The sequence below is a fragment of the Rhodanobacter sp. Root627 genome (assembly GCF_001427835.1).
GTDB lineage: Bacteria > Pseudomonadota > Gammaproteobacteria > Xanthomonadales > Rhodanobacteraceae > Rhodanobacter > Rhodanobacter ginsenosidimutans.
This window is the reverse complement of sequence record NZ_LMGW01000001.1, coordinates 1,228,870-1,255,276: the sequence shown is the minus strand read 5'-3', so window position 1 is coordinate 1,255,276 and position 26,407 is coordinate 1,228,870. Positions and strand designations below refer to the sequence as shown.

General features: G+C 65.1%; 27 protein-coding genes. 20 read left to right on the top strand and 7 right to left on the bottom strand.

Annotated features, from left to right (window positions below):
• The first annotated feature begins 8 nt into the window (after positions 1-8).
• Together glmM and ASD68_RS05855 are read left to right on the top strand one after the other, a co-directional pair.
• A complete protein-coding gene (glmM, locus tag ASD68_RS05860; RefSeq protein WP_056604481.1) occupies positions 9-1,361 on the top strand; it encodes a phosphoglucosamine mutase in 1,353 nt (450 codons plus the stop codon).
• A 72-nt stretch (positions 1,362-1,433) separates the two neighbouring features.
• Complete coding sequence (locus ASD68_RS05855; protein ID WP_056604479.1) at positions 1,434-2,372, top strand: 2-oxoglutarate and iron-dependent oxygenase domain-containing protein; 939 nt, start codon at positions 1,434-1,436, stop codon at positions 2,370-2,372.
• Between the two features lie 4 nt (positions 2,373-2,376).
• Here ASD68_RS05855 and smpB read toward each other — a convergent pair whose 3' ends face one another.
• Positions 2,377-2,865, bottom strand: coding sequence for an SsrA-binding protein SmpB (gene smpB, locus ASD68_RS05850; protein ID WP_056604477.1), 489 nt, complete (start codon positions 2,863-2,865; stop codon positions 2,377-2,379).
• Positions 2,866-2,948: 83 nt separating this feature from the next.
• Between smpB and ASD68_RS05845 the strand changes: the two genes are divergently transcribed.
• Positions 2,949-3,380, top strand: a complete 432-nt coding sequence (locus tag ASD68_RS05845; protein ID WP_056604475.1) for a type II toxin-antitoxin system RatA family toxin — start codon at positions 2,949-2,951, stop codon at positions 3,378-3,380.
• Positions 3,373-3,672, top strand: coding sequence for an RnfH family protein (locus ASD68_RS05840; protein ID WP_056604473.1), 300 nt, complete (start codon positions 3,373-3,375; stop codon positions 3,670-3,672). The genes ASD68_RS05845 and ASD68_RS05840 overlap by 8 nt, the downstream gene beginning before the upstream one ends.
• Before the next feature lie 40 nt (positions 3,673-3,712).
• On the opposite strand, the gene bamE is transcribed toward ASD68_RS05840, so the two are convergent.
• The gene (bamE, locus tag ASD68_RS05835) at positions 3,713-4,183 is read right to left on the bottom strand and encodes an outer membrane protein assembly factor BamE (protein WP_056079957.1); all 471 of its coding nucleotides are present in this window, start codon (positions 4,181-4,183) and stop codon (positions 3,713-3,715) included.
• A 77-nt stretch (positions 4,184-4,260) separates the two neighbouring features.
• Here bamE and fur point away from each other — a divergent pair, with 77 nt between their 5' ends.
• On the top strand, positions 4,261-4,683 hold the full coding sequence (gene fur, locus ASD68_RS05830; RefSeq protein ID WP_007081897.1) for a ferric iron uptake transcriptional regulator: 423 nt from the start codon (positions 4,261-4,263) through the stop codon (positions 4,681-4,683).
• 408 nt (positions 4,684-5,091) lie between these two features.
• On the opposite strand, the gene ASD68_RS05825 is transcribed toward fur, so the two are convergent.
• A complete protein-coding gene (locus ASD68_RS05825) occupies positions 5,092-6,699 on the bottom strand; it encodes an MASE1 domain-containing protein (protein WP_235578646.1) in 1,608 nt (535 codons plus the stop codon).
• 80 nt (positions 6,700-6,779) lie between these two features.
• Between ASD68_RS05825 and ASD68_RS05820 the strand changes: the two genes are divergently transcribed.
• Positions 6,780-7,412 (top strand): response regulator transcription factor, encoded by a 633-nt coding sequence (locus ASD68_RS05820; protein ID WP_056079954.1) that lies wholly within the window; start codon positions 6,780-6,782, stop codon positions 7,410-7,412.
• Positions 7,413-7,520: 108 nt separating this feature from the next.
• Positions 7,521-8,831 carry an MFS transporter gene (locus ASD68_RS05815; protein WP_056081009.1) on the top strand — a complete coding sequence of 437 codons (1,311 nt, stop codon included), beginning with the start codon at positions 7,521-7,523 and terminating at the stop codon, positions 8,829-8,831.
• Between the two features lie 59 nt (positions 8,832-8,890).
• Here ASD68_RS05815 and yidD read toward each other — a convergent pair whose 3' ends face one another.
• Positions 8,891-9,154, bottom strand: a complete 264-nt coding sequence (yidD, locus tag ASD68_RS16555; RefSeq protein WP_082520131.1) for a membrane protein insertion efficiency factor YidD — start codon at positions 9,152-9,154, stop codon at positions 8,891-8,893.
• Between the two features lie 122 nt (positions 9,155-9,276).
• On the opposite strand from yidD, the gene dksA reads away from it, so the two are divergent.
• The gene (gene dksA / locus ASD68_RS17250; RefSeq protein ID WP_235578645.1) at positions 9,277-10,494 is read left to right on the top strand and encodes an RNA polymerase-binding protein DksA; all 1,218 of its coding nucleotides are present in this window, start codon (positions 9,277-9,279) and stop codon (positions 10,492-10,494) included.
• Positions 10,495-10,598: 104 nt separating this feature from the next.
• Here the strand turns inward: dksA and ASD68_RS05800 are convergent, their stop codons facing one another.
• On the bottom strand, positions 10,599-11,024 hold the full coding sequence (locus ASD68_RS05800; RefSeq protein WP_056604471.1) for a SufE family protein: 426 nt from the start codon (positions 11,022-11,024) through the stop codon (positions 10,599-10,601).
• Positions 11,025-11,091: 67 nt separating this feature from the next.
• Positions 11,092-12,456, bottom strand: a complete 1,365-nt coding sequence (gene cysS / locus ASD68_RS05795; protein ID WP_056604469.1) for a cysteine--tRNA ligase — start codon at positions 12,454-12,456, stop codon at positions 11,092-11,094.
• Positions 12,457-12,634: 178 nt separating this feature from the next.
• On the opposite strand from cysS, the gene ASD68_RS05790 reads away from it, so the two are divergent.
• The 12 genes from ASD68_RS05790 to ASD68_RS05735 all read left to right on the top strand — a co-directional run bounded on the left by ASD68_RS05790 (position 12,635) and on the right by ASD68_RS05735 (position 25,721).
• The gene (locus ASD68_RS05790) at positions 12,635-13,162 is read left to right on the top strand and encodes a glycine zipper 2TM domain-containing protein (RefSeq protein WP_056079947.1); all 528 of its coding nucleotides are present in this window, start codon (positions 12,635-12,637) and stop codon (positions 13,160-13,162) included.
• Between the two features lie 376 nt (positions 13,163-13,538).
• Positions 13,539-14,546: an N-acetylornithine carbamoyltransferase gene (locus ASD68_RS05785; RefSeq protein WP_056604466.1), complete on the top strand. Its 1,008-nt coding sequence runs from the start codon at positions 13,539-13,541 to the stop codon at positions 14,544-14,546.
• 10 nt (positions 14,547-14,556) lie between these two features.
• Positions 14,557-15,180 (top strand): FMN-binding negative transcriptional regulator, encoded by a 624-nt coding sequence (locus ASD68_RS05780; RefSeq protein WP_056604464.1) that lies wholly within the window; start codon positions 14,557-14,559, stop codon positions 15,178-15,180.
• Positions 15,177-15,650: an OsmC family protein gene (locus ASD68_RS05775; RefSeq protein WP_056604461.1), complete on the top strand. Its 474-nt coding sequence runs from the start codon at positions 15,177-15,179 to the stop codon at positions 15,648-15,650. The genes ASD68_RS05780 and ASD68_RS05775 overlap by 4 nt, the downstream gene beginning before the upstream one ends.
• Before the next feature lie 28 nt (positions 15,651-15,678).
• Positions 15,679-16,881 carry an argininosuccinate synthase gene (locus ASD68_RS05770; RefSeq protein ID WP_056604459.1) on the top strand — a complete coding sequence of 401 codons (1,203 nt, stop codon included), beginning with the start codon at positions 15,679-15,681 and terminating at the stop codon, positions 16,879-16,881.
• Positions 16,882-17,023: 142 nt separating this feature from the next.
• A complete protein-coding gene (locus ASD68_RS05765; RefSeq protein ID WP_056604458.1) occupies positions 17,024-18,220 on the top strand; it encodes an acetylornithine deacetylase in 1,197 nt (398 codons plus the stop codon).
• Positions 18,213-19,535: an acetylglutamate kinase gene (locus ASD68_RS05760; protein WP_056079934.1), complete on the top strand. Its 1,323-nt coding sequence runs from the start codon at positions 18,213-18,215 to the stop codon at positions 19,533-19,535. The genes ASD68_RS05765 and ASD68_RS05760 overlap by 8 nt, the downstream gene beginning before the upstream one ends.
• A complete protein-coding gene (gene argC, locus ASD68_RS05755; RefSeq protein WP_056604457.1) occupies positions 19,532-20,485 on the top strand; it encodes an N-acetyl-gamma-glutamyl-phosphate reductase in 954 nt (317 codons plus the stop codon). The genes ASD68_RS05760 and argC overlap by 4 nt, the downstream gene beginning before the upstream one ends.
• An 85-nt stretch (positions 20,486-20,570) precedes the next feature.
• Positions 20,571-21,866, top strand: a complete 1,296-nt coding sequence (argH, locus tag ASD68_RS05750; RefSeq protein ID WP_056604454.1) for an argininosuccinate lyase — start codon at positions 20,571-20,573, stop codon at positions 21,864-21,866.
• Between the two features lie 157 nt (positions 21,867-22,023).
• On the top strand, positions 22,024-23,193 hold the full coding sequence (proB, locus tag ASD68_RS05745) for a glutamate 5-kinase (protein ID WP_056604451.1): 1,170 nt from the start codon (positions 22,024-22,026) through the stop codon (positions 23,191-23,193).
• A 90-nt stretch (positions 23,194-23,283) separates the two neighbouring features.
• The gene (gene proB, locus ASD68_RS05740; RefSeq protein ID WP_056079923.1) at positions 23,284-24,462 is read left to right on the top strand and encodes a glutamate 5-kinase; all 1,179 of its coding nucleotides are present in this window, start codon (positions 23,284-23,286) and stop codon (positions 24,460-24,462) included.
• Positions 24,459-25,721 carry a glutamate-5-semialdehyde dehydrogenase gene (locus ASD68_RS05735; protein ID WP_056604448.1) on the top strand — a complete coding sequence of 421 codons (1,263 nt, stop codon included), beginning with the start codon at positions 24,459-24,461 and terminating at the stop codon, positions 25,719-25,721. The genes proB (ASD68_RS05740) and ASD68_RS05735 overlap by 4 nt, the downstream gene beginning before the upstream one ends.
• Before the next feature lie 122 nt (positions 25,722-25,843).
• Here ASD68_RS05735 and ASD68_RS05730 read toward each other — a convergent pair whose 3' ends face one another.
• Complete coding sequence (locus tag ASD68_RS05730; protein ID WP_056604445.1) at positions 25,844-26,341, bottom strand: pyridoxamine 5'-phosphate oxidase family protein; 498 nt, start codon at positions 26,339-26,341, stop codon at positions 25,844-25,846.
• Positions 26,342-26,407 lie beyond the last annotated feature (66 nt).

Below are 26,407 nucleotides of genomic sequence, written 5' to 3'. Positions count from 1 at the left end.
GAAACCCCATGACGCAACGCAAGTATTTCGGCACCGACGGTATCCGTGGCATGGTGGGCGAGTGGCCGATCAGCGCGGATTTCATGCTGCGCCTGGGACGCGCCGCCGGCAGCGTGCTGGCGCGCAACAGCAAGGGCCGCCCGCTGGTCCTGATCGGCAAGGACACGCGCGTGTCCGGCTACATGTTCGAGTCGGCGCTGGAGGCGGGCCTGGTGGCCGCGGGCGTCGACGTGGGCCTGCTCGGCCCGATCCCCACGCCCGCGGTGGCGTTTCTCACCCGCTCGATGCGCGCCAGCGCCGGCATCGTGATCAGCGCCTCGCACAACCCGCACCACGACAACGGCATCAAGTTCTTCTCCGCCGACGGCGAGAAGCTGTCCGACGAGGTGGAGCTGGCGATCGAGCAGGAAGTGGATGCCGACTTCGTCACCGTGGCGTCGGAGAAGCTGGGCAAGGCCAGCCGCCTCACCGACGTGGTGGCGCGCTACACCGAATTCTGCAAGGCCACCGTGCCCGAGGATTTCAGCCTGCGCGGGCTGAAGCTGGTGCTCGATTGCGCCCACGGCGCGACGTACCAGGTGGCACCGCGCGTCTTTGCCGAGCTGGGCGCCGAGGTGGTGTCCATCGGCGACAAGCCCGACGGCTTCAATATCAACCATGGCGTGGGCAGCACCCACCCGCAGGCGCTGCAGCAGGCGGTGCTTGAGCATCACGCCGACATCGGCATCGGCTTCGATGGCGATGGCGATCGCGTGGTGCTGGTTGACCGCCACGGCGCGCTGGCCGACGGCGACGACATCCTTTATGTGCTGGCCCACAGCCTGCATCGGCGCGGCCTGCTGCGCGGCCCGGTGGTGGGCACGTTGATGAGCAACTACGGCCTGGAGCTGGCGCTGGCGGACATCGCTGTGCCGCTGATCCGCGCCAATGTGGGCGACCGCTACGTGATGCAGCAACTCAAGCAGCACCAGGGCATGCTCGGCGGTGAAACCTCCGGCCATATCCTGTGCCTGGACCGGGCCACCACCGGCGACGGCATCGTCTCGGCCCTGGCCGTGCTGGAAGCGCTGGGGGAAACCGGCCAGGACCTGGCCGGCGCCCGCGCGGGGCTGAAAAAACTGCCGCAAGTGATGTTGAACGTGCGCGCCAACGGTGCCCGCGAGTCCCTGGACAGTGTCGAGGTGCGCCAGGCGCAGGCCGAGGTGGAAAACGTGCTGCGCGGCCGCGGCCGGGTGGTTTTGCGTGCGTCGGGTACCGAGCCGCTGGTGCGCGTCACCATCGAGGGCGCCGACGCCGACGAGGTGCAATCGTTGGCGGAGAAGCTGGCGGGGATAGTAAAATCGGTGGCCGAACGTTCGTGAACCTGTAGTTGTACGGGTCGCCATGGTAGGCCCGACGTGCACCGCCCATGCGGGCCCAACTGGACTACAGCCATGCAACACGTTCCCACCCTCGATATCCGCCGCTACGACAGCGACCGCGACGCCTTCGTCGCCGAACTGGGCGCGGCGTATCGCGAATTCGGCTTCTGCTGCATCAGCGGCCACGGCATCGCCCGCGAGCTGATCGACGGCTCCTACGACGCGTTCCAGCGCTTCTTCGCGCTGCCTGCCGAAGCCAAGCTGAAGTACCACGTCCCCGGCAGCGGCGGCGCGCGCGGCTACACGCCGTTCAAGGTGGAAACGGCCAAGGACAGCCAGTACGCCGACCTCAAGGAGTTCTGGCACATCGGTCGCGAGATCCCGCGCGATTCGAAGTTCGCTGACGTGATGCCGCCGAATGTATGGCCGGCCGAGGTGCCGGATTTCAAGCGCTGGGGCTACGGCCTGTACCGGGCGCTGGACGATCTCGGCAGCCGCGTGCTGCGCGCGCTGGCGCTGCACATCGAGCAGCCTGAAAACTTCTTCGAGGACAAGACCGACGTCGGCAATTCAATCCTGCGCCCGATCCACTATCCGCCGATCGACGACACCATCGACATCCCCAACGTGCGCGCCGGCGCGCATGAGGACATCAACCTGATCACCTTGCTGGTCGGCGCCAGCGCCGAGGGGCTGGAAGTGCTGAGCCACGGCAAGTGGCTGCCGATCACCACCGAGGGCGACGCCATCGTGGTGAACATCGGCGACATGCTGCAGCGGCTGACCAACCACGTGTTTCCGTCCACCTCGCACCGGGTGGTCAATCCGCCGAACGAGAATGCGCGCAAGCCGCGCTATTCGGTGCCGTTCTTCCTGCACCCGAACCCGGACGTGGTGCTCGATCCGCTGGCGTCATGCATCACGCCGGACAACCCGCGCCGCTATGACACCTCGATCACCGCGCACGAGTACCTCATGCAGCGGCTGCGCGAGATCAAGCTGATCGGCTGAGCCCTCAGGCGCGATTGTGCGAGCGCATGGTGCGCTGCTTCTCGATCTGCCAGTCGCGCTGTTTCTCGGTGTCGCGCTTGTCGTGCTCCTGCTTGCCGCGGGCCAAGCCGATTTCCACCTTCACCTTGTTGCCCTTCCAGTACATCGCGGTGGGCACCAGGGTGTAGCCCTTGCGCTCGACGGCGCCGACCAGCTGGTCGATCTCCTTGCGATGCAGCAGCAGCTTGCGGGTGCGCCGATCCTCGGCGATCACGTGGGTGGACGCGCTGATCAACGGCGGAATCGAGGCGCCGACCAGGAAGATCTCGTTTTTCAGCACCACCGCGTAGCTGTCACCGAAGTTGATCCGGCCGGCGCGCAATGCCTTCAGTTCCCAACCCAGCAAGGCCACGCCGCACTCGAAGCGCTGGTCGATGTGGTACTCGAAGCGCGCGCGTTTGTTGAGCGCGATGGTGCCGCTGCCCTTGGTGTCCTTGTCCTTCGTTTTGGCCATGTCCGTTAAACTCTCGCCTTTCGGCCCTGCTGTTGACGCGACCGCGGAAGGGGCCAGGCCATTGATGATTTGAAGAGGCTGCCGTGATCGAAATTCGTCGCAGTGCGCTGGTGCGCTTTACGCCCGAGCAGATGTTCGATCTGGTCAATGATGTGGAAGCATACCCAAAGCGTTTCAACTGGTGCGCTTCGTCGGAAGTGATCGAACGCGAGGGCAACGTGCTGGAAGCACGGCTGGATCTGAATTTCGCCGGCCTGCGCCACAGCTTCACCACCCGCAACACGGCCGAGCCGCCGCAGCGCATCGACATCCGGCTGGTCGGTGGCCCGTTCCGCTCGCTCGATGGCGTGTGGACGTTCGCCGCGCTCGGTGACAGCGGTTGCAAGGTGGCGCTGGCACTGGATTTCGAATTCGCTGGCCGCTTCGGCGGTGCCTTGCTCAAGCTGGGTTTCCAGAGCCTGGGCAACCGCATGGTCGACGACTTCTGCCGGGAGGCCGAGCGCCTGTATGGATGACGCCACGCCAGACGGCTCCGCGATTACGGTGGAAGTGGTGTATGCCGATGCAACGCGGCAGATCGTTCGTCGCCTGGAATTGCCGGCTGGCAGCACGGTAATGGAAGCGGTCACTGCTTCGGAACTGGAAAGGGACGTGCGAGTCGGCACGATTGACCCGACGCGACTGGGTATTTTCTCGCGTCGGGTATCCCCAGATCAGGTGCTTGGCCAAGGCGACCGGGTGGAAATCTACCGGCCGCTCGTGCTCGACCCCATGGAAGCGCGTCGGCGGCGGGCGCGGCGCCGCTGAGAAACCGTACCGGGCGTGCCCGGCCGGTTACTTCACACGGTCATTGACCGTCGTCGTTATCCCCGCCGCTGCTGGCGCCCGCGCCGAAACCGCCGTCGTCCTGTTTCGGCTTCTCACTCTTGTCGCCCTCGGTTTCGTTGACCGGATAGTCGGCGTGATACTTCTTGCTGTCTTCCAGCAGCTTCTCCGCGTCCTGCGGGAAGAAGTCACCTTCGGTACGTACCAGCGTGTCGTTGTTGAAGGTCAGCGTGAGGGTGCGTATCTTGATCGGGCCACCGCGATGCGACTGCGTGGACACGTAATCCCAGCGGCTCTGCTCGAAGGGCGTGGCCACCGACGGTGTGCCCATCAGCACCAGCACCTGACGCTTGGTCATCCCCGGCTTCAGCTGATCGACCGTCTTCTTGTCGAGCAGGTTGCCCTGTTGCACATCGGGTGTGTAGACGATGTGGCAGCCGGCGATGGAGACCGCCAGCATGGTGAAAACCAGCAGGGAGATCAGCTTTTGCATGCGTGGTGCGTCCCAATCATAAAGGTGTCGGATGATACACTACCGTTTCGGTAGCGCTGTGCGCCTGGAGGTCAGTGATGGAACAGGAAACCAGGGAATTGCGTCGGGTTGGCCTCAAGGTCACCCATCCGCGCATGCGCATCCTGCAGATCTTCGACGAGGAGGAGGGCAATCATCTCACCGCCGAAGACGTCTACAAGAAATTGCTGGCCCATCAGGAAGACATCGGCCTGGCGACGGTTTATCGCGTGCTGACCCAGTTCGAGGCAGCAGGCATCGTCGTCAAGCACAATTTCGAGGGCGGCCAGGCTGTCTACGAACTCGACCGCGGCAAACATCATGACCACATGATCGATGTGGACAGCGGAAAAGTGATTGAGTTCGTCAGCGAGGAGATCGAGCGGCTGCAGCACGAAATCGCGGCCCGGCATGGCTACGTTATCGAGGACCACAGCCTGGTTCTCTACGTGCGTCCCAAGCGGCGGGCCGGGAAGGCCTGAGCCTTCGGTCCCCGGGCGCTGATGCCGCCTGGCGGCACTCGGCAAGATCCGGGTAGGGGGACAAAAAAAGCACAAAAAAAACCGCAGTTGGACTCCTGTCCGCCTGCGGTTGTTCCGTTACCTGTCGAGCTCCGATTCAGCGAATTGCTCGCTGGCATCGGGTACGCCACAAGTCGCGGCAAAAACGGCATCCTGCCGTTTTTCTCGAAGCGCCCGTCCCCACGGTTGCTTCGATACACCATCTTGCGATGGTGGCTCCCCCACATCGATGGAACGATACTAACGAAGCTTTCACGGGCCGGATATTGGAAAAATTCCTAGGTGACGCGGTGATTCACCGTGGCCTCCGCCTTGAAGCTCAAGGACATCGGTGGCATCCGGTCAGGCAGGCTCTTTGTTCGCTGCGCCTCACGCCAGCGCGGAAGGGTCGGCGCCACCGTTGCTGTTTCGCAGCAGGATCCGCAGGTGAACGCCGGGCTGCTGCGGGTGCAGCCTGAAATCCCCACCCAGTGAGGTCACCCGGTCGCGCATGCCCTGCAGGCCGCGTCCGCCACGAGGTACGCGAGCGGGCAGGCCGGTACCGTTGTCGCGCAGGTCCAGCAGGGCCAGCGCGATGCCCTGGCGTTTGCCAATGCGCAGGCGCAAGCGGAATTCGGTGGCGCCGGAGTGCTTGACGGCGTTGGTGGCGCTTTCCTGCGCCAGGCGATAGATCGCCGTGCGGATGTCCTCGTCGAGCTGACGTGGATCGCCGTACAGGTCCGTGTGGTACGCGATGCCGGCGGTGGTCAGCAAGTCGCGTATCGGGCCTTCGTCAAGCGCGCGCATCAGGCCGAACTCGTCCAGCACCGCGGGGCGCAAGTCGTCGAGCAGCCGATGCAGGGCCCGCCGCATATGCCCCAGGATGGTGTTGATCGAGCTGCTGATGTCTTCCAGCCCGGCCTGCCGCAGGCGCGCTTCCGCCAGTTTCACGTGGGTCTGGATGGCGGTGATGTTCTGCCCCAGTTCGTCGTGGAGTTCGGCGGCCAGGTGCCTGCGCTGGTTTTCGTCGGCGCGCAGGTTGCCGCGCGCGGCATTGCGCAGCTGGCCGGTGAGCTGGTCGAGGTGGTAATTGACCGCCCCCATGTAGGCGTTCTGCTCGGCCACGTACGCGCTGCTCTCGCGCAAGGCGTCGGTGGCCGATCCCAGCATGATGGCGCCGGTACCCGCCACCGCCAGCAGCAGATAGGCCGATGCGGTCGAGGGCGCATAGCCCAGGCGGTGCTCGGCCAGGGTAATGCCCACGCTGGTGACCAGCATGGCCAGGCTGGCTCCGCGCCAGCCATGCCGGAACGCGAAATACAGGATTGGTGCCAGCGACAGCACGCGGGCGAATTGCGGCTCGGGAGCGGCCTGTCGCGACAGCAGAAGCAGGATTGCCATCGAAGGCAGCATCACCAGCACGCCGTCGATCAACAGGCTGATCAGCGCCCCGCGGTCCAGTCGATCCTGCAACAGCATCACCATCAGGGGGACCAGCAGGAGAATCGCCAGATAATGGCTGAGCAGTTGTTCGCCCAGGATCCTCAGCATCTGGTCGCTGCCACGATGGAGCGCGGTGAGCGCCGTGGCGTCGGTGATCGCGGTGGCAGCCACCAGCACCAGCACGATCAACAGCAGCCGCGCCATCTGCTGGGGTGTATTCAATGTGACCTGCCAGCCGAACCGGCGCACCAGCCACAAGCCGCCGGCCATCACCAGCATGTCCGGCAGTTCGCCGAAAAGGAGACCGTTCCAGCCGGCGGGCGCGCCCTGGTTCATGACGATGCCGAACGAGGCGACACATTCCGCGCCCAGCAGCCAGCCCCAATAACGCATGGGTGCAAGCAGCAGGGCGCCGAATCGCAGCCCGTACGGCAACATCCAGAATGGCTGCGCCGTGGGCCACAGCGCCATCCACGCCAGGAAATAAGCGAGCCCCAGCATGGGGCCGAGACATGACGTGAGGAACGACTTCGATAGCATGGCGCGATGGTACATGTGCGGCACCATGTCGCGGCGGTGGTTCCTTAGGAAGTGGAAGTCGTGCCGTGGCGCACGCGCGTGTGTAAAGTAGGGTCATGCACAGTATCGTTCTGGTTGACGACCACGCCATCGTCCGCGAAGGGTTCAAGCGCCTGATCGAGCTTGAGCCCGATCTGGACGTGATCGCCGAATGCCGTTGCGCCGACGACGCGGTGGAAGCGGTAACCCAGTGGCTCCCCGATCTCGTGGCGTTGGACCTGTCGTTGCCTGACGGCAGCGGGTTGCCGCTGATCGAGCATCTGCTGAGCGTGGCGCCGCAGACCCGCATCGTGGTGCTGAGCATGCACGATGGCGAACCGTACATTTCCGAAGCCATGCGCCGTGGCGCCAGCGGCTACGTGACCAAGGGCGTGGCGCCGGAGGAACTGGTGGCGGGGCTGCGCGCCGTGATGAATGGCGAGAGCTTCCTGAGCTCGGATATCCGCAAGCGGCGTGCGGAACGGCCAGGCGACGCGCTTGATCCCATCCACCGGCTGACGGCCCGCGAACGCGAAGTGTTTCTGCTGCTTGCCGCCGGACGTGCGCCCAAGCAGGTGGCCGCCGAGCTGGGTATTGGCCAGAAAACCGTCTATATCCATCGGGCCAGCGTGATGGGGAAACTCGGTGCCGGTTCCGAGCTCGAGCTTTACCGCATGGCCAGCGAACGCAGCCTGTTGCCGGCGGCCTGACCCACCAGCAAGCCCTCGAATGGACGGCCATCCGCGATGAACCGCGATGATGCCGCGGCGGGCTGCGCTCTGTCAGAATTGCCGTCCAGCCAACAGGGGAGCCATGGCATGAGTGACACCGAGGTCGTGCCGGTCAATTCGCCGCGCCGCATTCTTTTTGCCAGCCTGATCGGCACCACGATCGAGTTCTTCGATTTCTACATCTACGCCACAGCGGCGGTGTTGATTTTCCCGACGCTGTTTTTCCCCGCGGCGGACGCCACCTCGGCCACGCTGGAATCGCTGGCCACGTTTGCGCTGGCGTTCTTCGCGCGCCCGATCGGTTCGGCGGTGTTCGGCCACTTCGGCGACCGCGTCGGGCGCAAGGCGACCCTGGTGGCGGCCTTGCTGACCATGGGCATTTCCACCGTGACCATCGGCTTGTTGCCCACCTATGCGGACATCGGCGTGGCTGCGCCCGTGCTGCTGGCGCTGTGCCGTTTCGGCCAGGGTCTGGGTCTGGGTGGCGAGTGGGGCGGCGCCGTGTTGCTGGCGACCGAGAATGCGCCGCCGGGCAAGCGTGCGTGGTACGGCATGTTTCCGCAGCTCGGTGCGCCGATCGGCTTCTTCCTGTCTTCCGGCATGTTCTTGTGGCTGACCCAGGGTATCGGCGAGGCCGCATTCTTCGCCTGGGGCTGGCGCGTTCCGTTCCTGGGCAGCGCGGCGCTGGTGGTGATCGGCTTGTGGATGCGGCTGAAGCTGCACGAGACGCCCGACTTCGCCCGCGCGATATCGCGCCATGAGCGCGTGCGCATGCCGATGCTGACGGTGCTCGCCCACCATCCGCGGGCACTGCTGGCCGGTACCTTCACGGCGCTGGCCACGTTCGTATTGTTTTATCTGATGACGGTGTTCGCCCTGAGTTGGGCCACCACGCGGCTGGGTTATTCGCGCGAAGAATTCCTGCTGCTGCAGATGCTCGGCGTGATCCTGTTCGGTATCACCATCCCCCTGTCGGCCATCTTCGCCGATCGTTACGGTGCGCGTCTGGCGATGGTGCTTTCCACCTTGCTGATCCTGGCTTTCGGTATCGGTTTCGCGCCGCTGTTCACGGCCGGCAGCATGACCAGCGTTCTCCTGTTCCTTTCGCTGGGCCTGGGTGTGATGGGGCTGACATACGGCCCCCTGGGCACGGCGTTGGCGCAGATGTTTCCCACCGCGGTGCGCTATACCGGCGCATCGCTGGCGTTCAACATGGCGGGCATTTTCGGTGCGTCGCTGGCGCCGTATATCGCCACCTGGCTGGCGGCGACGCGTGGCCTGGCCTACGTCGGCTATTACCTTGCCGCGGCAGCGGTGGTGACGTTGCTGGCCTTGCTGATCACGCCGCGTTCCGCGCACGAACCCGTTGCGTCAGGTGAGCCGACGGTCGCGATCTAATGCAGGGGCGGGATCAGCGACGGCGTCGCTGGATCTCGGGTAATGTCGCCGCTCGACGGTCAATGGGGACCGGTGGTGTGGTCGTGTGATCGGCAGCGGGCAAGGTGGAAATGCTCGGGCACCGGATCCTCACCACCCGTGCACAGCGGCTGGCAGCGCAGCAGTCGCCAGCCGGTCAACAAACTTCCACGCCACGGGCCGAAGCGCGTCACCGCGATACGTGCATAATCAGAGCAACTGGGATGAAATCGGCAGCGCGGTCCCAGCAGTGGGCTGAGCCAACGCTTGTAGAAACGGAGCAACAACAGTATCAATCGGGTCAAGACAGACGTAACCGCGGCGAGCTGGGGAATTCAGTGCCACGAGTATTCCAGAATCGAGCTTGCCGGTGTAGGGCACATGGGCTATAACTCCCGGCCGCCACGGCCAAAAACGGTGAAGGAATATGGCGAATACGACGCGTAGTTCGACCGCTGCCAAGGTTAAAAAGGACAAGGTTCCGACCAAGTCGGCCGGCAAGCCCAAGGCTGCCGCCGTCAAGGGCGGCAAAGCCAAGCCCGTGGCGAAGTCGGCAACCGCCAAGCGCCCGGCCGCTGCGGCGAAGCCCGCCGCAAAGACCACGGCGGCACGCAAGCCGGCGACCGTGAAAAAGGCAAAGTCGGCTGCTGTGACGGCAAAGAAAGTCACGGCCAAGCCGGCAGCGAAAGCGTCTGCCAAACCGGCTAGCGCAAAGAGCGTGCCGAAGAAAGGGGTGGCAAAAAAAGCCCCTGTGAAGCAAGCTGTGACGAAGGCGTCGGTCAAACCGGCGGTCGCAAAGAAGTCGGCGCAGAAACCAGCATCCAGGCGTTCGACGGTTTCGAAAACCCCCATCAAGCCGGTAGCGAAGAAGTCTGCACCACCGGCAAAACCCGCGGCGAAGGTTGCTTCGAAGCCTGCTTCGAAACCCAAGGCGCCGCTGCCGACCAAGGACAAAACGGCAAAGGCTGCCGTGTCGGCCAAATCCGCTCCCCGGCCCGCACCGGTGGCTGCACCCAACAAACAGGCTGTTCCGGCTTCCACCACCGCGCTTTACAAAGGCAAGGTGGCAAGTGCCATCGCCATGGTGACCCCGCGGAAGGCCCCGGCTCCCGCGCACCATGCCTCTCACCATAATCATAAAAATTCGTCATCATCAATGAATAAATCGGCTACAAAAAAGCTTGAAAACGGTGTCACTCGGGAAGACGGGCGCTACGCGCTGCCTTCCACCAGCGTCATCGCCTTGCCCAAGGGTTATCGTCCGTCCTCCGACGAGGAGTACATGAACCCGCAGCACCTGGCCTACTTCCGCAACAAGCTGCGCGACTGGCGCGACCAGTTGGTGGAAGAATCGCGCCAGACCATGGACAACCTGCGCGAAGAAGTGCGCGATGTCGGTGACGAGGCCGAGCGCGCCACCCGCGAAACCGAAAACTCGCTGGAACTGCGCACGCGTGACCGCTACCGCAAGCTGATTTCCAAGATCGACAAGGCGTTGCGCCGGATCGAGGAAGGCAGCTACGGCTTCTGCGAGGAGACCGACGAGGAAATCGGTGTGGACCGGCTCGATGCCCGCCCCATCGCCACCTTGTCGCTCGATGCGCAGGAGCGTCGCGAACATCTGCAGAAGCAGATGGGCGATTGATGGCTTTGGTTCAATGGCATGAAAAAGCCCCGCTTGAAGCGGGGCTTTTTCTTTGCCGGCGTACGCGCGGCGAGTGCGCTCGATGCGCAGTCGTGGACGTGCGGCTAGGCCAGTGCCTGCGCGGCGTAGCCCTTCAATTTCGCCAGCATCGATGCCAGCCCGTTCGAGCGGGTGGGCGAGAGGTGCTTGGCCAGGCCAATGGTGCCGATGAAGGCGGGTTCGGTATCCATGATGTCCCGTGCCGGGCGGTCCGAGTACACGCGCAGCACCAACGCGATCAGGCCGGAAACGATGGCCGAATCGCTGATCGCCTCGAAATGCATGCACTGGGCATCGCCGCTGGGAACCAGCCAGACCATCGACTGGCAACCGAGCACGCGGTAGTCCTCGGTCTTGTGCTCCTCCGGAAACGGCGGCAGTTGCTTGCCCAGGTCGATCAGGTATTGGTAACGCTCGGTCCAGTCGCCGAAATAGGCGAATTCCTCGGCGATTTCCTGCTGCGCCTCGTCGGCGCTGGTTTGCGTATTCATCGGCTCATTATCGCGCAACGGATGGAGGCGGGGGGATGCGGCTGGCTCATCGGCGCATCCATAACCCTCACTTGACGCTCCAGCGGGTTCCTTGGGCGCTGTCCTCGATCACGATGCCCAGCGCGTCCAGCTCGGCGCGGATGGCGTCCGCGCGGGCGAAGTCGCGCGCGGCGCGGGCGTCGCGGCGCTGCTGCAACAGACCTTCGATGTGGACGGCGTCGATCGTTTCCCCGCCGCGCTGGAACCATGCTTCGGGTGCCTGCTGCAGCAGGCCGAGCAAGGCACCGCCACCGAGCAGCTCAGCCTTGGCCGCGGCCGTGCCGGCCTGGCGCGCGGCATCGGCCAGTTGCGACAACTCCGCCAGCGCCTGCGGGGTATTGATGTCATCGCACAGCGCGGCCTCGACGGCGGGCGGAGCCGGCAGCGCGCCTTCGGGGAGGTCGATCCCGTCCAGGTCGCGCAGCACGCGGTACCAGCCATCGAGCGTGTTTACCGCCTGCTGGATGGCGTCGTCGGACCAGTCCAGCGGCTGGCGATAATGGCCGCGCAGCAACATCAGGCGCAGCGCCTCGGCCGGATGCTGCTGCAGGAGTTCGTGCACCAGCAGCACGTTGCCCAGCGACTTGGACATCTTGCGGCCGCCGAAGGTGAGCATGCCGTTGTGCAGCCAGTAACGGGCGAACGCCTTGCCGCCATGCGCGCAAGTGGATTGGGCGATCTCGTTTTCGTGATGCGGAAACTGCAGGTCGATGCCGCCGGCGTGGATATCGATGGTTTCGCCCAGGTGGGCGGCGCTCATCGCCGAGCATTCGATATGCCAGCCGGGACGACCACGGCCCCACGGGCTGTCCCAGCCGGGCAGTTCCGGGGTGGACGGCTTCCACAGCACAAAGTCGCCAGGGCTTTTCTTGTAGGGCGCCACGTCCACCCGCGCACCGGCGATCAATTCCTCGGTGTCGCGGCCGGACAGCTCGCCGTACGCCGGGTAGCTGCCCACATCGAACAGCACATGACCCTCGGCGGCGTATGCGTGGCCGCTGGCGAGCAACTGCTCGACCATCGCGACGATCTCGCCGATATGCGCGGTGGCGTGCGGCTCAATGTCCGGTGGGGCCACACCGAGGCCGGCCATGTCGTCGCGGAAGGCCTGGGCGAAGCGGTCTGTGATGGTGGTGATCGGCACGCCCTGTTGCTGAGCGGCGGCATTGATCTTGTCGTCGACGTCGGTGATGTTGCGGGCGTACACCACCTGCGGGTAATGCCGCCGCAGCAGCCGCGCCAACACATCGAACACCACCGGCGGGCGCGCATTGCCGATGTGCACGAAGTTGTAGACGGTGGGGCCGCACACATACATCGTTACCCGTTGCGGGTCGAGCGGAACAAAGGGTTCGAGCCGGCGGGTGAGGCCGTTGTAGAGCGAAATCGGCATGGGTTGGAGCATCCGCGATGGAGAACAAGCGTGCTGGCGTTTTACGGCAGCCCGGCATCTTAACAAGGTGTAAGCGGGGCGGGCGGAACCCGCTGATTCTAAGCGTTTATTCAGCGTGAATTTGTTGCAATGACGGAGCAACCGCAATCCTTGCAGTGCTTATTGATCGGAGTTCGTAATGACCAAGCTGCTGTTTCCCATGCTGTTGCTGGCCTTGGCGACGACGGGCGTCCAGGCCCAGGACGGGCGCTACGCCAATGGCGACGACAACACGCATTACGGCTGGGCCGACGTATTGCGCGTCGATCCGGTGTCGGCCATCACCCAGACCGAAGTGCCGCGGCAGGAGTGCTACGACCAGCAAGTGGTGCATCAGGAGCGCGGCAACAGCACCGCGGGCACGATCCTCGGCGCCGTCGTCGGTGGCGTGCTGGGCAACACCGTGGGCAAGGGCGATGGACGCCGCGCGGCGACCGTGGCAGGCGCGGTGGCGGGCGGTGCCGTGGGCAATCGTGCGTCCAACCATGGCGGCACGTATGAAACCACGCAGACGCAGTGCCGGCAGGTCAGCACGGTCAGCGAGCAGCGCCGTATCGTTGGCTACGACGTCGAATACAAATATCGGGGCGAGGTCTACGTGTCCCGGCTCAATTACGATCCGGGCGAACGGCTTCGGGTCCGGGTGAACGTGCAGCCGGCCGATTGACCCGCGCCAGCGTCACCGGAATGCGCCGCCTTCGGGCGGCGTATTCGTTTGCATCGCGTGTGCGGCTGGCGGCAGATTTTTGTTGCAAGGCAGCGAAATTCCCGCCATCATGCATGTTCATGTTCAACGCTGATCACCGATTTCCGCGCATGTCCATAGCCGTCTATACCGCCAACGTCCTCACCAGCGCCCGCATGGCCGCTGGCATGACGTCGCGCGCGCGCCGACCGCGGTACCGACTTTCGGCCGGGTAGGCAGTCGCGCACGTTAATTATGCGGATAGACGAAAAAGCCCGGCCCTCGTGCCGGGTTTTTGCGTTTTCGGAATTGGTTTCACACGTATCTATTGGCTGACTCTCACTCAAGGTATCGCCCCATGGCACCTCGACATTTCCTGACCACCCAGGATTACAGCCGCGCCGAGATCGACGCGCTGCTGACCCAAGCCGCCGAATTCAAGCGCTCGCCCGGCGGGCAGCAAATGGCCGGCAAGTCGATCGCGTTGCTGTTCTTCAACCCCTCGATGCGCACGCGCACCAGCTTCGAACTGGGTGCGTTCCAGCTGGGCGGGCATGCCGTGGTGTTGCAGCCGGGCAAGGATGCGTGGCCGATCGAGTTCGAAGTCGGCAGCGTGATGGATGGCGACACCGAGGAACACATCGCCGAGGTGGCGCGCGTGCTTTCGCGCTATGTCGACCTGATCGCCGTGCGCGCGTTTCCCAAATTCCAGGACTGGGCAGTGGACCGCCAGGACACCGTGATCAAGGCATTCGCGCACTACGCCACGGTGCCGGTGATCAACATGGAAACGATCACCCATCCCTGCCAGGAGCTGGCGCATGCGCTGGCGCTGAAGGAACACCTGGGCAACCTGCAGAACAAGAAGTACGTGCTGACCTGGACCTACCATCCCAAGCCGCTGAACACCGCGGTGGCGAACTCCGCCTTGCTGATCGCCACCAAGATGGGCATGGACGTCACGTTGCTGTGCCCCACGCCGGATTACGTGCTGGACGAGCGCTACATGGCGTATGGACGTCTGAACGCGGAGCAGAACGGCGGCTCGCTCAAGGTCAGTCACAATATCGAAGAGGCCTACAGCGGCGCCGACGTGGTCTACGCCAAGAGCTGGGGCGCGTTGCCTTATTTCGGTCGCTGGGAGCAGGAAAAGCCCGTCCGCGAGGCCAGCAAGCACTTCATCGTCGACGAAGCGAAGATGGCGCTGACCAACAACGGCCTGTTCAGCCATTGCCTGCCGTTGCGGCGGAACATCAAGGCCACCGATGCGGTGATGGATTCGCCCGCATGCATCGCCATCGATGAAGCCGAGAACCGCCTGCACGTGCAGAAGGCGGTCATGGCCTCGCTGATCGGCCAGGGCTGAGCCAGCCACCATGTACGCGCCCACGTCATTTCGCGAAACACGCAGCGAGGTTTTGCGCGATCTGGTTCGTGCCTATCCGTTCGCCACCGTGGTCGTGCAGGCGCAGGGTGGGTTGGTGGCGAACCATCTGCCGTTCGAATGGAACGGCGACGCGCTGCAGGCACATGTCGCCCGTGGCAATGAGTTGGTGGCGATGGATAGCGCGCCGGTGCTTGTGGTGTTCCAGGGGCCGCAGGGCTACATCAGCCCGAACTGGTATCCGAGCAAGCACGAGACCGGGCGCGAAGTGCCGACCTGGAATTACACCGTGGTGCACGTGCATGGCCGGCTGCGTGTGGTCGATGACGCGGCATGGGTTCGCCGCCAGTTGGAAGCGCTCACCGATCACCATGAATCCGGCCAGCCCCAGCCGTGGAAAATCAGTGACGCACCCGATGATCACGTCGAGAAATTGCTGGGCGCGATCGTCGGTATCGAAGTCACGATCGAGCGCATCGAGGGCAAGTTCAAGCTCAGCCAGAACCACCCCGCGCGCAACCGCGAAGGGGTGATCGCCGGCTTGCGCCAGCGCGACGGCGATGGCGACCTGGAATTGGCCACCCTGATGAGCAAACGCGAGGAGTCCGCACTGTGAACCATCAGCATCACTATCGTGTCGACGTGGAATGGACCGGCAACCTCGGCAGCGGCACGGACGGCTATCGCAACTACAGCCGCGACCACGTCATCCGTATCGAGGGCAAGCCGCCGCTGGCCGGGTCGTCCGACCCGAGCTTCCGGGGCGACGCCGCAAAGCACAACCCCGAGGACATGCTGGTCACCGCCTTGTCGACCTGCCACATGCTGTCCTACCTGCACATGGCGACGGTGGCGGGTGTGGTGGTGACCGGCTATGTCGACGCCGCGGAAGGCACCATGGTCACCGAAGGTGATGGCGGCCGTTTCACCGAGGTCGTCCTGCATCCCACCGTCACAATCAGCGCGACCAGCGACCCGGCTAAGGCCGAAGCGGCTCACGAGTCGGCCCACCATGCCTGTTTCATTGCCAATTCCGTGAATTTCCCGGTGCGCTGCGAACCGCGCATCGTCGTTTCTTCCGACTGACATCTTCCCGATCAGGATTCCGCAAGCCATGAGCAAAGACATCGTCCTCGCCTTTTCCGGCGGCCTCGACACCAGTTTCTGCGTGCCTTACCTCAAGGAGCGCGGCTGGGCCGTGCACACCGTGTTCGCCGACACCGGCGGTGTGGACGCCGAGGAGCGCGCCTTCATCGAGAACCGCGCGAAGGAGCTGGGCGTGGCCAGCCACGTCACCGTCGACGGCGGCCCCGCGATCTGGAGCGGCTTCGTCAAGCCGTTCGTATGGGCGGGCGAGGGCTACCAGGGCCAGTACCCGTTGCTGGTGTCCGACCGCTACCTGATCGTGGAGGCCGCGCTGAAGCGCGCCGCCGAGCTGGGTACGCGCGCCATCGCGCACGGCTGCACCGGCATGGGCAACGACCAGGTGCGCTTCGACCTGGCGGTGAAATCGCTGGGTGACTACGAGATCGTGGCGCCGATCCGCGAGATCCAGAAGGAACACACGCAGACGCGCGCCTACGAGCAGGCCTTCCTGGAAGAGCGCGGCTTCGGCGTGCGCGCCAAGCAGCAGGCCTACACCATCAACGAAAACCTGCTGGGCCTGACCATGTCCGGCGGCGAGATCGACAAGTGGCAGGCGCCGGGCGAAGGTGCGGTGGGTTGGTGCAAGCCGCGCGCCGAATGGCCGTCCAAACCGCTGCAGGTGAAGATCGGCTTCGAGCATGGCGAAGCCGTGTCGCTGAACGGCGAAAAGATCGCCGGCCACAAGCTGCTGGCGAAATTGAACGCCCTGTTCGCGCCCTACGGCGTGGGTCGCGGCCTCTACACCGGCGACACCACCATCGGCCTGAAGGGCCGCATCATCTATGAAGCGCCCGGCCTGATTTCGCTGCTGACCGCACACCGCGCGCTGGAAGAAGCCGTGCTCAGCAAGCAGCAGAACCGCTTCAAGCCCGATGTGGCGCGCAAGTGGGTGGAGGTGGTGTACGAGGGTTTCTTCCACGATCCGATCAAGACCGACCTGGAAGCATTCCTTGCGTCCAGCCAGTCCACCGTCAATGGCGAAGTGACGCTGGAGACGCATGGCGGCGTGGTCAACGCGGTGGCGATCGAATCGAAGCACATCCTCAACGCCAAGGGCGCCACCTATGCGCAGTCGGCCGACTGGGGCGTGGCAGAGGCGGAAGGCTTCATCAAGCTGTTCGGCATGAGCAGCACGCTGTGGGCCGAGGTAAATCGGAGCGACAAGGCATGAGCGCTCAGCTCTACTCCCCTCTCCCTTTGGGAGAGGGGCAGGGGGAGAGGGTACGGATGTGCCTCGAAGCCTCGCTTCGCCCGTACCCTCTCTCCAACCCCTCTCCCACAGGGAGAGGGGCTTTGCAGCGTGAGGTTGTCCGATGAGCGCGTTGCTCGAGGCGACTCTGGCGCACCTGCGTGCGCTGGTCGGCTTCGACACGCGCAACCCGCCGCGGGTGATCGACACTGGCGGCATCTTCGATTACCTGCGCGCTCAGTTGCCCGGCTTCGACGTGACTGTGACCGATCACGGCGCCGGCGCGGTGAGCCTGCATGCCGTGCGCGGCGCGCCGAAATACCTGTTCAACGTGCATCTGGATACGGTGCCGGATTCGCCAGCGTGGACGGCCGATCCGCATGCGTTGCGTGTCACGTCGGATCGGGCGATCGGCCTTGGTGCCTGTGACATCAAGGGCGCGGCGGCGGCGTTGGTGGCCGTGGCCAATGCCAGCGACGGCGACATGGCGCTGTTGTTCTCCACCGATGAGGAAGCCAACGATCCGCGGTGCATCGCGGGTTTTCTCCGTGCTTTTCCCCCTCTCCCTGTGGGAGAGGGTCGGGGTGAGGGTGGAGCGAACGGTATGACTCCGGCCGTACCCTCTCCCCCGACCCCTCTCCCAAAGGGAGAGGGGAGCTATCAAGCAGTGATCATTGCCGAGCCGACCAAGGGTGAGGCCGTGCTGGCGCATCGCGGCATCCAGTCGGTGCTGATGCGCTTCGCCGGCCATGCCGGCCACGCCTCGGGCGAGCAGAAGGCCAGCGACAGCGCACTGCACCAGGCGGTGCGCTGGGGTGATGCGGCGCTGGATTTCGTGGACGCGCAGTCGCATGAGCGTTTCGGCGGCCTCACCGGATTGCGCTTCAACATCGGCCGTATCGAAGGCGGCATCAAGGCCAACATGATCGCCCCCAGCGCCGAGCTGCGCTTCGGCATGCGGCCGCTGCCCACGATGCAGCCTGATGGCCTGCTGGACAGCTTCCGCGCCTTGGCCGAACCGGCGCCTGCGCATTTCGAGGAGACCTTCCGCGGCCCTTCGCTGCCGGCAGGCGACACGGCGCGGGCCGAGGAGCGCCGCCTGCGTGCGCGCGACCTGGCCGACGAGCTGGGTATCCCGGTCGGCAACGCGGTGGACTTCTGGACCGAAGCGGCGCTGTTCTCCGCCGCTGGCTATACCGCCTTCGTCTATGGCCCCGGCGACATCGCCCAGGCGCACAGCGCCGACGAATGGGTGGCGCTGGACCAATTGCAGCAGTACGCAGAAACCATCTACCGGATCGTCGATCGTGGAAATGCATAACAAGAGTACCCGTCAGACCATCGTGCGCCTGCTTTCGAGCATGGGCAGCGCGAAGGAAATCCAGCAGTACCTGAAGCGCTTCTCGCAGCTGGACGCCAAGCGCTTTGCCGTGGTGAAAGTCGGCGGCGCGGTGCTGCGCGACGACCTGTCCGCGCTGACCTCGTCGCTGACCTTCCTGCAGCAGGTGGGCCTGACGCCCATCGTGCTGCACGGTGCCGGCCCGCAGCTGGACGAGGAACTGGCTGCCGCCGGCATCGTGAAGGAGACCGTCAACGGCCTGCGGGTGACCTCGCCCGAAGCGCTGGCGATCGTGCGCAAGGTGTTCCAGGCGCAGAACCTGCGGTTGGTGGAAGCGCTGCAAGGCATGGACGCGCGTGCCACCTCGGTGCCGTCGGGCGTGTTCGCGTCGAGCTACCTGGATCAGTCCGTGTACGGCCTGGTCGGCAAGGTGGACAGCATCAACCTGGCACCGATCGATGCCAGCCTGCGTGCCGGTTCGATCCCGGTGATCGCCAGCCTCGGCGAAACGCCGAGCGGGCAGATCCTCAACATCAACGCCGACTTCGCCGCCAACGAACTGGTGCGCGTGCTGCAGCCGTACAAGATCGTGTTCCTCACCGGCACCGGCGGCTTGCTGGACGAGAAGGGCAAGGTGATCGATTCGATCAACCTCAGCACCGAGTACGACCACCTGATGGCGCAGCCGTGGATCAACGGCGGCATGCGGCTGAAGATCGAGCAGATCGCCGACCTGTTGTCGGACCTGCCGCTGACCTCGTCGGTGTCGATCACGCGGCCGTCCGAGCTGGCCAAGGAGCTGTTCACCCACAAGGGTTCGGGCACGCTGGTGCGTCGCGGTGAGCGCGTCCTGAAATACGACTCGTGGGAAGGTATCGACCTGGATCGGCTGCGCGCGCTGATCGAGTCCAGTTTCGGTCGCATGCTGGTGGCCGACTACTTCGAGCGCACCAAGCCGCGTTGTGTTTACGTCAGCGAGAATTACCGCGCCGCGATGATCCTCACCGAAGAGGGCGGTATGCCGTATCTCGACAAATTCGCGGTGCTCGACGACGCGCAGGGCGAAGGCCTGGGCCGCGCCGTGTGGCAGGTGATGCGCGAGGCGCATCCGCGGCTGTTCTGGCGTTCGCGCCACGGCAACGCGATCAACCCGTTCTATTACGCCGAGTCCGACGGCAGCCTCAAGCAGGAGCGCTGGAAGGTGTTCTGGTACGGGCTGGACAATTTCGATGACATCGGCCGTTGCGTGGCCCATTGCGCCACGCGGCAGCCGACACTGCTGGATCGGGAATCATGAGCACGGATAAAAAGAGCATCGGCATCGTGGGCGCACGCGGGCACACCGGCATGGAGTTGATCCGCCTCATCGCGGCGCACCCGGCGCTGGAGCTGTCCTTCGTCTCCTCGCGCGAACTCGATGGCGAGCGCGTGGCCGATCACGTCGAGGGTTTTGCCGGTGAGCTGCGCTACGCCAGCCTCGACGCCGACGCCGTGGCGGCGCAGAAGGCCGACGTGGTGATCCTGGCGTTGCCCAATGGCAAGGCGGCGCCGTATGTGGCCGCGATCGAGGCCAGCCGGCCCGACACGCTGCTGCTCGACCTGTCGGCGGATTACCGCTTCGACGACCATTGGTATTACGGCCTGCCCGAGCTGACCCGCGGCCGCTGGCGCGGCGAAAAGCGCATCAGCAACCCCGGTTGCTACGCCACCGCGATCGAGCTTTCGGTAACGCCGCTGAAGGATCTGCTGGCCGCGCCGCCGGTGTGCTTCGGCGTATCGGGTTACTCCGGCGCCGGCACCACGCCGTCGGACAAGAACGATCCGGAAAAGCTGCGCGACAACCTGATGCCGTATGCATTGACTGGCCACATGCACGAGAAGGAGGCCAGTCGCCATCTCGGCCTGCCGGTGGAATTCATGCCGCACGTGGCACCGCATTTCCGCGGGCTTACCGTCACCACCAACCTGTACTTGTCGCGTTCGGTGAAGCGCGAGGATGTGCTGGCGCGCTTCCACGCCGCCTACGACGGCGAAAAGCTGGTGGATGTCACCGACGAAGCGCCGTGGGTGAGCCGCGTGGCCCACACGCATCGTGCCGAAGTCGGCGGTTTTGCGGTCTCGGCCGATGGCAAGCGGGTAGTCGTGGTGGCGACGCTGGACAACCTGCTGAAAGGCGCCGCCACCCAGGCCATGCAGAACATCAACCGCGTGCTGGGCGTGGACGAGTACACCGGCATACCGGTGTAGGAGCGCACCCCGTGCGCGAAAGCTCTTCCACAAGGCCTCGTCAAAGCCATCGCGCACAGGGTGCGCTCCTACAGGATTTCCTACGATGACCCAGCCCCTCTGGCAAAAAGACGGCATCAAGATCGATGCGAAGATCATGCAGTTCCTGGCCGGCAACGACGTGTTGCTGGATCGCGAGTTTTTCCTGCATGACATCACCGCCAGCAAGGCGCATGTGGAAGGCCTGGCGAACATCGGCGTGGTCGGCGCGGACGAGGCGGCGGCGCTGAAGCGCGAGCTGGATGCGCTGGCCGAGGATTTCCGCAGCGGCGCGTTCGTGCTGGATGAGCGCCATGAAGACGGCCATTCCGCGATCGAGGCGCGACTTACCGAACGACTTGGCGACGCCGGCCGCCGCGTGCATACCGGGCGCAGCCGCAACGATCAGATCCTGGTGGCCACCCGGCTTTGGCTGAAGGAGAAGCTGGCCACGCTGCAGACCCTGTGCCACGACATCGCCCAGGTCTGCCTGGATCGCGCGGCGGAGGCGGCATTGCCGCTGCCGGGCTATACGCACTTGCAGCGTGCCGTGGTGTCGTCCACCGCGATGTGGTTCGCCGGATTTGCCGAGGGTTTCACCGACAACGCGCTGCGCGCGCAGCAGACCGCCGTGTGGATCGACGCCAACCCGCTGGGCACCGCGGCCGGCTATGGCGTCAACCTTCCGCTGGACCGCGCGCACACCACGCAGGCGCTGGGCTTCTCCCGCATGCAGGTGTCGCCGGTCTATGCGCAACTGTCGCGGGGAAAATTCGAGATGGCGGTGCTGGAATCCATCGCCAGCGCACTGCTGGACCTGCGCCGCATGGCGTGGGATCTGTCGCTGTTCACCACCGCCGAATTCAATTTCGTGAAACTGCCGGCCGAGTACACCACCGGCAGCTCGATCATGCCGAACAAGCGCAATCCGGACGTGATCGAATTGCTGCGCGCCAGCTATGCCAGCGTGGCGGCGGCGCGCTGCGAGATCGAGCAGTTGCTGTCGCTGCCCTCGGGTTATCAGCGCGACCTGCAGTTTTCCAAGGGCTCGCTGTTTCATGGCGTGACGCACGGCTTGTCGGCGCTGGAGCTGGTGCCCGATCTGCTGGCACGTTTCCAGTGGAACGAGCCGGCCATGCGCGCGGCGATCGAGCCGTCGATGTACGCCACCGACGTGGCGATCGAGCAGGCAGCGGCTGGCGTGCCGTTTCGCGATGCCTATCGCGCCGCCGCCGAAGCCGCCAGCGCGGCCGGTGCCGGGCGCACTCCCGAGTCCAGCCTGCAGGCGCGCGTCTCGCCTGGCTCTGGCCATGACCTGAAGCTCGACCAGGTGCAACAGCGCCTCGACGCCATACGCGGCTGAACAAGATCGGCATGGAGAGGGAAGGGGAGATGTCCACAGTCCATTCGGCAAAGGCGTTGCATCGTGCGGGCATGCGGCATCATGGACGTCCAGACGTCCATCCCGCGGCCCGCATGTTTGCCCGTTCCACCTCGATCGTCCTGTCGGGAAGCGAGCGATGAATCCGGCAACCCGCACCTTGCCCGCCCAGCCTCTGCCCGCATGGAAGCGGGCCGTGCTGAAAGTCGGCAGCAACCTGCTGGCGGCCGATGGCGGCGGGCTTACGCCGCAGTACGCGGCCGCGCTGGCGGATTTCATGGCGGCCAGCCATCGCGCGGGCCGTCAGGTGGTGCTGGTGTCCTCGGGCGCCGTGGCCGCCGGGCGGGCCATGTTGCGGGCGAAGTCGGGCGCGGGCCCGGATATCGCGGCGCGACAGGCGCTGGCGGCGCTGGGGCAGGCGCCGATGATCGCGCTGTGGCAATCGCTGGCGTCGCAGTCGGTGGCCCAAGTGCTGCTGACCCACGACGATGTGCGCAATCGCCGCCGCTATCTCAACGCGCGTGCCACCTTGCGCGAGCTGCTGGCGCTGGATGTGTTGCCGGTGATCAACGAGAACGACACCGTGTCGGTGGATGAGTTGAAGCTGGGAGACAATGACAACCTGGCCGCCATCGTGGCCACCCTGGTCGATGCCGACCTGCTGTTGATCGCGTCCGACGTCGATGCGCTGTACAGCGCCGATCCCCGGCATCACCCTGATGCCGTGCCGTTCGCGCAGATTCCCGCCCTGACCCCGCAGATCATGGCGATGGCCGGCGGCAGCGGCAGCAAGGTTGGCACCGGCGGCATGCGCACCAAGTTGCAGGCCGCGGCGCGCGCGGCAACCGCCGGCATTCCCACCGCATTGTTCAGCGGCCGCGACGCCGCCACGGTAGAGGCGCTGCAGCATGGCATGTTGCACGGTACCCTTGTTGCCGCGGCAAGCACGCGCATGCATGCGCGCAAGCACTGGCTGCGTCACGCGCCCGCCGCACTCGGCAGCATCCGTATCGACGCAGGCGCGGCACGCGCGCTGGCCGGCGGCCACGCCTCGCTGCTGCCTGGTGGCATGACCGGTGCCGAGGGCGAGTTTCATCGCGGCGACCTGGTCGAGATTATCGATATGGACGGCCAATTGGTGGCGCGTGGGTTGAGCCAGTACTCGGCCGCCGAGGTGCGACGCCTGGCGGGCCGGCACAGCCGCGAGATTGAAACCGTGCTCGGCTACAGCTATGGCGACGAGGTAGTGCATCGCGACGACATGGCAACCCTCACCGATGCCACCGGCGATGCGTTGCCGCAGCGCTAGCTGGAAGTCACCCCGCCGACCCCGCGGCGGGCATCGGTTAAAATGCGGGATTCACGACGTTGCATTTCCCTTGGCCACTTGTAGAGGACGATGACCCAGACACGACCATTCACACCACAAACCCTGCCGCCATGGCGGCGCGCCGTACTGAAAGTGGGTAGCAGCCTGCTCGCCGCCGACACTGGCGGACTCAGTACGCGCTACGCCCTGGGCCTTGCACAATTCATTTCAGCCTGCCACGCCGACGGTCGCGAGATCGTGCTGGTGTCGTCGGGCGCCGTCGCCGCTGGCCGCCTGATGCTGCGCGACCATTCCCACGAAGACACCAGCAATGCCGCCCGCCAGGCCATGGCGGCGCTGGGCCAGACGCAGACCGTGGCGTTGTGGCAACGCCTGTTCGACCATCCGCTGGCGCAGGTGCTGTTGACCCATGACGACCTGCGCGACCGGCGCCGCTACCTCAACGCGCGCGCCACGCTGAGCGAGCTGCTCAACTACAAGATCATGCCCGTGGTGAACGAGAACGATACCGTGGCCATCGACGAGCTCACCCTGGGCGACAACGACAATCTCGCAGCCATCGTGGCGGCACTGGTCGACGCCGACCTGCTGCTGATCGCCACCGACATCGATGGCCTGTATACGGCCGACCCGCGCACGAATCCCGATGCCGAGCCAGTCAACGAAGTGCTCGAACTCACTACCGGGATCATGGCGATGGCGGGCTGCGCCGGGTCGTCCGTGGGCACGGGCGGCATGCGCACCAAGCTGGAGGCGGCGGAGAAAGCCGCGACGGCGGGTATCCAGACCGCGCTGTTCAACGGCCGCGACAGCGAAGTGGTGAGCCTGCTTGCGCGCGGCCAGCTGCGCGGCACGCTGCTGCATACCAGCGCCACCCGCCTGCATGCGCGCAAATACTGGCTGCGGCACATGCCGGCGGTGACGGGCCATATCCACGTCGATGCCGGCGCCGCGCACGCCATCGTGCGCGAGGGGGCATCGTTGCTGCCCATGGGCATCATCCGTGCGGATGGCATGTTCCAGCGTGGCGACATGGTCGAGATCGTCACGGGCGGCGATGATGGCATGCTGCACGTCATCGCCCGCGGCATCGCGCAATATGGCGCGGCGGAAATCAATCGCATCGCACGAACCCACACCCGGGACATCGGCGACCGGCTCGGTTACAGCTATGGCGAAAACGTCGTCCATCGCGACGACCTGGCCACGCTGGGCGACACCGGGTTGCTGACAGGAGAATACGCATGAGCGACATCCGTACCCAGGCCCTGGCCTGCCGCGACGCCGCCACCGCCATCGCGGCGCTCGACAACACCGCCCGGCGCCTGCTGCTGCTGGACATGGCGCAGGCGATCGACAGCCAGACCGATACCATCCTTGCCGCCAACGAAAAAGACATGGCGCAGGCCGCCGCCAAGGGCGTGCAGGGCGCGATGCTCGACCGGCTGCGTCTGGATGGGGGGCGCGTCGCGACCATCGCCAACGCCGTGCGCGAGGTGGCCGACCTGCCTGATCCGGTGGGCCAGGTGACGCGGCGCGATCAACTGCCCAACGGGCTGGCGATCGAGCGCGTGCGCATTCCGCTGGGCGTGATCACGATGATTTACGAAGCACGCCCCAACGTCACCGCCGATGCCGCGGCGCTGTGCCTGAAGGCCGGCAATGCGGTGATCCTGCGCGGTGGTTCCGAAGCGCTGCATTCGAACACCGCGATCGCGGCAGCGCTGCATGTGGCGCTGCAGAAACATGGCATTCCCGCCGCGGCCGTCACTCTCGTCGAAGATTTGCGCCGCGAGACGATGGTTGAACTGCTGCAGCTGGCCGACATCATCGACCTGGCCATCCCGCGCGGCGGCGAAGGCCTGATCCGTTTCGTCACCGAACACGCGCGCGTGCCGGTGATCAAGCACTACAAGGGCGTCTGCCATCTCTACGTGGACAAGGCAGCGGACCTCACGCTCGCGCTGGATCTGCTGATCGACGGCAAGACCTCGCGGCCCGGCGTATGCAACGCGCTGGAGACGCTGCTGGTACATCGCGATGTGGCCGCCGAGTTCCTGCCGAAGGCCGCGGCAGCGCTGCGTCAGCGCGGTGTCGAACTGCGCGGCGACGAACGCAGCCGCGAGCAGGTGCCGGACATGGCCGTCGCCAGCGAGGACGACTACGCCGCCGAATTCCTCGACCTGATCCTGGCCATCCGTGTGGTGGATAGCGCGGACGATGCCATCACCCACATCCGTCGCTACGGCTCCGATCACACCGAGGTCATCGCCACCGCCGACCAGGCCACGGCCGACGCATTCGTGCACGCGCTGCGCAGCGCGGTGGTGATGGTCAACGCATCCTCGCGCTTCTCCGACGGCGGCGAGCTGGGGCTGGGTTCGGAGATCGGCATTTCCACCACGCGCCTGCACGCCTACGGCCCGATGGGTGCCGAATCCCTCACTATCGAACGTTTCGTGGTGCGCGGGGACGGCCAGGTGCGGCATCCGCAAAGTCGCGCGTAGGGACGCGTGGATTTGCAGGAGCGCACCCTGTGCGCGATGCCTTTGGTTGGGTAACGAAGAGCATCGCGCACAGGGCGCTCCTACACGCTCGCCTGGTAGGGCATGGGGGCGGACGCGGTGATTCAGCCTTCCAGATGGCCGTGCTCGCCGATGTCACCGGGGGCGTCGCTGATCATGCCGCGCGCCAGGTCGAGCGCCCGTTCGACGAAATTTCCTGCCTCCCAATAACTGGCATCGCGTACCTGCACGCGCAGCACCATCAGGTTGGGATCGTCCTTGCCGTCGGGGAAAAACACCTTTTGCGCGGGCGACCAGAGTTCATTGATGGTGTCGGCGTCCCGATCCATGCGGGCTCGGCCGCGTACCGACACGTAGCGATGCTCGCCCGGGTGCGCGTAGGCGAGATTCACCTCATGGTCGTCGGTGAGTTCCGCCACCTTGTGGCTGTTGGCGGCGGTAAAGAAAATCAGCTCTCCGTTCGCGTCCAGCTTGAGCGTTTCCAGCGGGCGGCTGACCAGTGAATTGTCCGCGGCTCGCGTGGTCAGCATCGCCACCTCGATACCGTCGATGAGCTCTCCAAGCTTGCGCAGGTCACCCTGGTTCGGCGCGTCGTTCTTCATGGCGGACTCCGTCGTGGTCGAAAGCCCTACGATGGCTGGAGACGGTTCAACGCGCGATGAAATCGG